At 73.6% G+C, this 6,348-nt stretch carries 5 protein-coding genes; 2 read left to right on the top strand and 3 right to left on the bottom strand.

Going from position 1 to position 6,348, the window contains the following annotated elements:
• A partial coding sequence (locus H0488_RS21365) for a sensor histidine kinase (RefSeq protein ID WP_183101231.1) occupies positions 1-1,003 on the bottom strand: 1,003 nt, incomplete at its 3' end.
• A 13-nt stretch (positions 1,004-1,016) separates the two neighbouring features.
• The gene (locus H0488_RS21360; RefSeq protein WP_183101230.1) at positions 1,017-1,940 is read right to left on the bottom strand and encodes a class I SAM-dependent methyltransferase; all 924 of its coding nucleotides are present in this window, start codon (positions 1,938-1,940) and stop codon (positions 1,017-1,019) included.
• Between the two features lie 36 nt (positions 1,941-1,976).
• Here H0488_RS21360 and H0488_RS21355 point away from each other — a divergent pair, with 36 nt between their 5' ends.
• Positions 1,977-2,705 (top strand): oxidoreductase, encoded by a 729-nt coding sequence (locus H0488_RS21355; protein WP_183101229.1) that lies wholly within the window; start codon positions 1,977-1,979, stop codon positions 2,703-2,705.
• Between the two features lie 450 nt (positions 2,706-3,155).
• Here H0488_RS21355 and H0488_RS21350 read toward each other — a convergent pair whose 3' ends face one another.
• Positions 3,156-3,950, bottom strand: a complete 795-nt coding sequence (locus tag H0488_RS21350) for an HAD family hydrolase (RefSeq protein ID WP_183101228.1) — start codon at positions 3,948-3,950, stop codon at positions 3,156-3,158.
• Between the two features lie 122 nt (positions 3,951-4,072).
• Here H0488_RS21350 and H0488_RS25160 point away from each other — a divergent pair.
• Positions 4,073-6,348, top strand: a 2,276-nt coding sequence (locus tag H0488_RS25160; protein ID WP_312856475.1) for a TadA family conjugal transfer-associated ATPase, incomplete at its 3' end; no start/stop codon positions are given.

Here is a 6,348-nt window from a genome sequence, read left to right as displayed (position 1 = left end):
CGACCGAGTCGAGGGTCGTGTCGCCGGCCAGCGCCCGGCGTACCTTCTCGGGGTCCTCGCCGACGCCGTCGTCCTCCACCTCGACCACGCACTCGTGGCCGCGGTCGTGGGCGGCGATCCGGAGGTGACCGGCGCCGTGCTCGGGAGCCGAGGCCTCGAGGCCGTGGCGGACGGCGTTCTCGACGAGCGGCTGGATGCAGAGGAAAGGTACGACGACCGGCAGCACCTCGGGCGCGATGTTCAGCGTGACCTGGAGCCGGTCGCCGAACCGCGCCTGCTCGAGCAGGAGGTAGCGCTCGATCGACCGCAGCTCCTCCGCCAGGGTCGTGAACTCCCCGTGCCGGCGGAAGGAGTAGCGGGTGAAGTCGGCGAACTCGAGCAGCAGCTCGCGCGCCCGGTCCGGGTCGGTCCGCACGAAGCTCGCGATCGCGCCGAGCGAGTTGTAGATGAAGTGCGGGCTGATCTGCGCGCGCAGGGCCTGGACCTCCGCCTCCATCGCCCGGTTGCGGCTGGTGTCGAGCTCGGCCAGCTCCAGCTGTCCCGACACCCACTGCGCCACCTCCTCGGTGGCGCGGATCAGGCCCGCGGTCGTGGTCGGCGAGAACGCCTGCACGGTGCCGATCACCCGCCCGTCGACGACCAGCGGGCAGATCACCGCCGACCGGACGGGGCACCCGGCCGTGGTGCAGGGGAGCTGGCCCTGCTCGACGGTGCGGGTCCAGCCGCGCGCCGGGTCGGTGCCGGCCGGGGCGACCAGCATCGCCGCCAGCGCGCCGGCCTGGGCGCGATGGTGGGCGCCGGTGCCGTCCCACGCGAGGGTGGTCGCGGTGTCGGTGAGCGCGAGCGCCGGCGTACCGAGCAGGGTGCGGAGGTGCTTGATCGCGCGGTCCGCGCTGTCCGCGGTCAGTCCCTCGCGCAGGGCCGGCGCGGCGAGCGACGCCTGGTGCAGCGCCCGGAACGTGGCGCGATCAGCCTCGCTCCCGAGATGCCCGCGCCGTCGCATGCGGCTGATTCAATCAGCGGAAGTCGATGAGGAGCATGCCCGAGTCGTCGTCGGTCGGGGGTTCCACGACCTCGGAGAGCTGGCCGGCGTCGGTCAGGGCGACCGGCTGGGTCGCCTCGCCGACGTACTCCTCGCCGGCCGGGTTCTGCGTGGCGAGGAGCGTCTTGGGCGCGGACTGCGGCTTGATGCCGACGACCGCGCGGTAGCACTCGGTGATGTAGGGGAGTTGCATGCCGTCCATGCCGCGGCCGAAGTCGTCGTAGAACGCGAGCACCTCGCGGAGCTTCGCGGCCCGCGCCTCGGCCGAGAGCGTGGCGACGTTGGAGCGGGACAGCACCAGGTCCTGCACCGACGAGCGGTCGATGACCTGCCAGTGCTTGAAGGACTCGCGCTCGACCGGCCCGAAGTACGGCGACGTCTCGAGCTCCTCGCCCGGACCTGCCCCCTGCTCCTGGCTGCCGATCACCCGACCCAGCCGCTTCACCCACGGGATCCGCTCGTCGCGGGTGTTCCACACCAGGCTCAGCGAGCCGCCGCGCTTGAGCACCCGCGCGATCTCGGGGAGCGCCTGCTCGTGGTCGAACCAGTGGTAGGACTGCGCGGCGATCACGATGTCGAACGTGCTGTCGGGGACCGGGATCTCCTCCGCGGTCGTCTGCGAGATCCGGGTGACGACGTAGTTGCGGGAGAGGATGTCGAGCATCGCCGGGTCCGGGTCGGTGGCGTGCACGTCGTGGCCCAGTGCGACCAGCTCGCGGGTCAGCTTGCCGGTGCCGGCACCCAGCTCGAGCACCGACAACGGCTCGTCGCCGGTCAGCCACCGCACGGCGTCGATCGGGTAGCCCGGCCGGCCGCGCTCGTAGGCGTCGACCACGCTTCCGAAGCAGCGGGCGGGATCGGGGCCTTGATCGCGAGGTGCGGAATCGTTGGGTGCCATCAGGGGCCACCGTACTTGCTCGCTAACGTACTTCCGGTGAGCGCAGACCCATTGGCCTGGTTGGTGTCGCTGGAGGGCGTCCCCTCGGCCTTCGCCGGGGCGCGCGACGGCATCGACGTGGTGCTGCGCGACCGCGGTCTGCGGCGCACCAGCCCCGAGATGACGGCCGAGTCGCTGCTGCGCGGCGCGCACGCCAGCGCGGTGCTCGAGGGGTCCGCGTCGAGCCTGGCCGAGGTGCGGGAGGGGGTGGGCGACGAGATCGCCGCCGACGCCGTACGCGTGTCGACCGAGCTGCTCGCGCTGGTCCCCGTCGTACGACGATCGCCCCTGCAGGCCTTCGCCCGGCTGCACGCCCTCGCCGGCCACGGGTCGCTGCCCGACGACCGCCTCGGTCGGCCGCGCGACGCCGAGTCGGCCGCCCTGCTGCGCACCGTCGCCGACCTCGCCACCGCCGCCACCGAGGCGCCCGCGCTCGCCGTCGCCGCGGTCGTCCACGCCGAGCTGGCCGTGAACACGCCCTTCCCGTCCCACAACGGCATCGTCGCCCGCGCCGCCGAGCGGCTGCTGCTCGCCTCCAAGGGCGTGGACGAGAAGTCCCTCGTCGTCCCCGAGGCCGCCCACCTCGCGCTGCGCGCGGAGTACGAGTCGAACCTGCGCGGCTACTCCAGCGGCAAGTCCTCCGGGATCCACTCCTGGCTCCTCTACGCCGCCGAGGCTTACGCCGCCGCCGCCGAGGCCAGCCCGCTGGTCCGCTCCGCCGAGTAGCACCCAAATATGCAGGTGGGGCACGGGGGAGGCTCGGGCTGGGTGCGCAAGCCGCCAAGCAGCCGAGACCAAAGACCGCGTCAACTGCGCGCCCGGCAGCGTGTCGCACTGCGGCGAAGCCGCACGGTGCGCAGCCCGCGGGCCGAGCGAAGCGAGTGCCCGCGTGGCGAGCATCGTCTGCGACACGCTCGGGCAAATATGCAGGTGGCACCCGAGTCAATGAAGTCTCTCGGGTGCCACCGCTGACACATGATCCCGTGGCTACCAGGCGTGCATCTCTAATGCCGTTCCGGAAGTTTTCCGATGACGTGCGCCCTGTTAGGAAGGGTGGATCGCCGCGTGGGTACCTGGGCCATGTGTTGATCTATGGAGTTCTGTCTTCCTTTGTACGCCGGTCGGTGGTGACCTTCAAGGGTTGACTTTTGGGGCGGGGGAGAGGCGCGCGGGAACTCAGGCGGTGGCGCCGCGGCGCCGCGCTCCGACCCACACCGCCGCCCCGACCGCGACGACGCCGCCGACCGCGAGTGCGGCGAGGGTCGGTTTCCGCGGGGGCAACGGCACCCGGTTCCGGAGGGCCACCGGCTTGCTGAAGATCAGCACCGGCCAGGCGCGCTCCGCGGCCAGCTTGCGCAGCTCACGGTCGGGGTTGACCACGTGCGGGAACCCGACCGCCTCGAGCATCGGGATGTCCGTGGCCGAGTCGCTGTAGGCATAGCTGGCGGCGAGGTCGTAGCCGCGCTCCTCCGCGAGCGCCCGGATCGCGTTGGCCTTCTCCTCGGCGTAGGCGTAGTAGTCGATCTCGCCGGTGTACCTGCCGTCGACGATCTCGAGCCTGGTTGCGACCACCCGGTCGGCGCCGAGCATCGCGCCGATCGGCTCGACCACGTCGGTGCCCGACGACGAGACGATCACGACGTCGCGCCCGGCCGCGTGGTGCTCCTCGATGAGGTGCACGGCCTCGTCGTAGACCAACGGGTCGACGACGTTGTGCAGGGTGTCGGCGACGATCTCCTTCACCGTCGCGACGTCCCACCCGGCGACGAGCTGCGACATGAACTGCCGCATCTTCTCCATCTGGTCGTGGTCGGCACCGCCGACGAGGAAGACGAACTGGGCGTACGCCGAGCGCAGCACAGCCCGCCGCGAGATCAACCCGCCGGCCTGGAACGGCTTGCTGAACGCCAGCGCGCTCGACTTCGCGATGATCGTCTTGTCGAGGTCGAAGAATGCCGCCTCGGGGCCCATGCCCGTCATCGTAGGGGCGGCAACCGTGCCGGGGTGGGGCAACCGCCGCGTCGGCGCGGCCCACTCGTCGTCCACAGCGGACCCCGCTCCAGCCGTCGTCCCCAGGGCGCGGCCCTCCGGGCATGGCGGTACGGCGCCGCGGCGACATCTCCGGCATGACCATCACCACCACCCCGCCCCTGGGCGCGATCGCGCCCGCCCCGCTCCTGCTCACCGCCGACGAGGGCCTGCTCGGTGAGCTGCTGCCGCTCGCGGCGGCCGCCGACGTCGTACCCGTGACGGCGCGCGAGCCGCTCGCCGCGCTCGCCTCGTGGGGGCAGGCGCCGGTCGTGCTGCTCGGTGCCGACCTGGCCGACGAGGTCGCCCGGATCGCGCCCGAGAAGCGGCCGCACGTCTACGTCGTGGCGCACCAACGGGCGCCGGACGAGCTGTTCCGCACGGCCCTGCACGTCGGCGCCGAGCAGGTCGTGGAGCTCGCCGGCTCCTCGGCGTGGCTGGTCGAGCTGCTCGCCGACCTCACCGAGCGACGCGCGACCCGCGGCCGGGTGATCGGCGTCATCGGCGGTTCGGGTGGGGCGGGGGCGACCACCTTCGCGTGCGCGCTCGGCCAGGCCGCGGCGCGGTCCGGCGACGCGGTGGTGATCGACTGCGATCCCCAGGGCCCGGGTCTCGACCGGATGCTCGGGCTCGAGCGGACCGAGGGCTTCCGCTGGGACGCCCTCTGCCAGACCACCGGCCGGCTGAGTGCGCGGGCGCTGCGCGACGCCCTGCCGCGGTCGGGGTCGCTGCGGGTGCTGTCGTGGTACGTCGGCGCCGGTGCCCAGACGCTCCAGGCCTTCGCCGTCCGCGAGGCGCTATCCGCCGCTCGCCGCGGCCACGAGACGGTCGTCGTCGACCTGCCGCGGACCCCCGACCGGCTCGTGGACGAGGTCGCCGCCCGGTGCGACCAGCTGCTGGTCGTGACCGTNCCAGCTGCTGGTCGTGACCGTCGGCACCGTGCTGGGCGTGAGCGCGGCGGCGCGGATGCGGGAGCGGTTCGCCGGCCACCCCGACGTCGGCGTGGTGCTGCGCGGCGAGACCGTCGAGGCGGCCGACGTGGCGTCGGTGGTGCGGCTGCCGGTGCGGGTGCAGATGCGCGACCAGCCGAGGCTGGGAGAGGCGCTCGACCTGGGGCTCGGTCCGTTGCGGTCGCGGCGGGGGCCGTTGGCGCGCGCGGTCGTCGCCGTCCTGGAGGGCGACGCATGAGCCACGACCTGGTCGACGAGGTGGCGGGTCTGGTCGAGGAGGTGCGCAGCCGCCTGGCCCGGTCCCCGGGCGAGCTCACCCCGCACCGGGTCGCCGAGGCGCTGCGCGCGGCCGGCCGCCCGGTCGGCGACGCCACGGTGCTCGCGGTCTACGAGGCGCTGCGCCGCGACGCGGTCGGCGCCGGGCCGCTCGAGCCGCTGCTGCGACAACCCGGCGTCACCGACGTGCTGGTCAACGGCGCCGGCGAGGTCCACGTCGACCGCGGTGCCGGTCTCGAGCGGACCGAGGTGCGGTTCGAGGGGGAGGACGCCGTACGCCGGCTCGCGCAGCGGCTGGTCGCGACCGGCGGACGGCGGTTGGACGACGCGGCGCCGTACGCCGACGTACGACTGCCCGACGGGACCCGCTGTCACGCGGTGCTCGCCCCGCTCGCCCGGCCGGGGACGGCGATCTCGTTGCGCGTGCCGCGGCGCGGTGGCTTCACCCTGGAGCAGCTCCGCGAGGCCGGCACTCTTACGGCCGAGTCGTACGAGCTGGTGCGCCTGGTCGTCGGCGCCCGGCTGGCGTTCCTGGTGACCGGTGGCACCGGGAGCGGCAAGACCACGTTGCTGTCGGCCCTCCTCGGTGCGGTCGATCCGGCCGAGCGGATCGTGGTCGTCGAGGACGCGACCGAGCTGCGGCCGGCCCACCCGCACGTCGTCGGCCTCGAGGCGCGGCCGGCGAACCTCGAGGGGGCGGGTGCGGTCGTGCTGCGCGACCTGGTGCGCCAGGCGCTCCGGATGCGGCCGGACCGGCTCGTCGTCGGCGAGGTGCGCGACGGCGCCGTCGTCGACCTGATGGCTGCCATGAACACCGGCCACGAGGGCGGCTGCGGCACCCTCCACGCCAACTCGGCCGCCGACCTGCCCGCACGAGTGGAGGCGCTGGCACTGGCCGCCGGGCTCGGCCGCGAGGCGGCTCACAGCCAGCTCGGGTCGGCGCTCGACGTGGTGCTGCACATGACCCGTGAGCGCGACGGGCGCCGCCGGCTCAGCGAGGTGGCGGTGCTCGAGCGCGACGATTCCGGTCTAGTGCGCACGGTGGCGGCCACCCGGATCGACGGAGCCGGGACGCTGGTGGCCGGCCCGGCCGCCGGGCGACTGCTCGACCTGAT

This window comes from Nocardioides pelophilus, assembly GCF_014180685.1.
Lineage (GTDB): Bacteria > Actinomycetota > Actinomycetes > Propionibacteriales > Nocardioidaceae > Nocardioides > Nocardioides pelophilus.
The sequence above is the reverse complement of the archived record's forward strand: the minus strand, read 5'-3'. Positions and strand labels throughout refer to the sequence as shown.

Coding starts and splice junctions, on each gene's coding strand:
- H0488_RS21360 (WP_183101230.1), bottom strand. CDS start 1,940: ATGGCACCCAACGATTCCGCACCTCGCGATCAAGGCCCCGATCCCGCC.
- H0488_RS21350 (WP_183101228.1), bottom strand. CDS start 3,950: ATGGGCCCCGAGGCGGCATTCTTCGACCTCGACAAGACGATCATCGCG.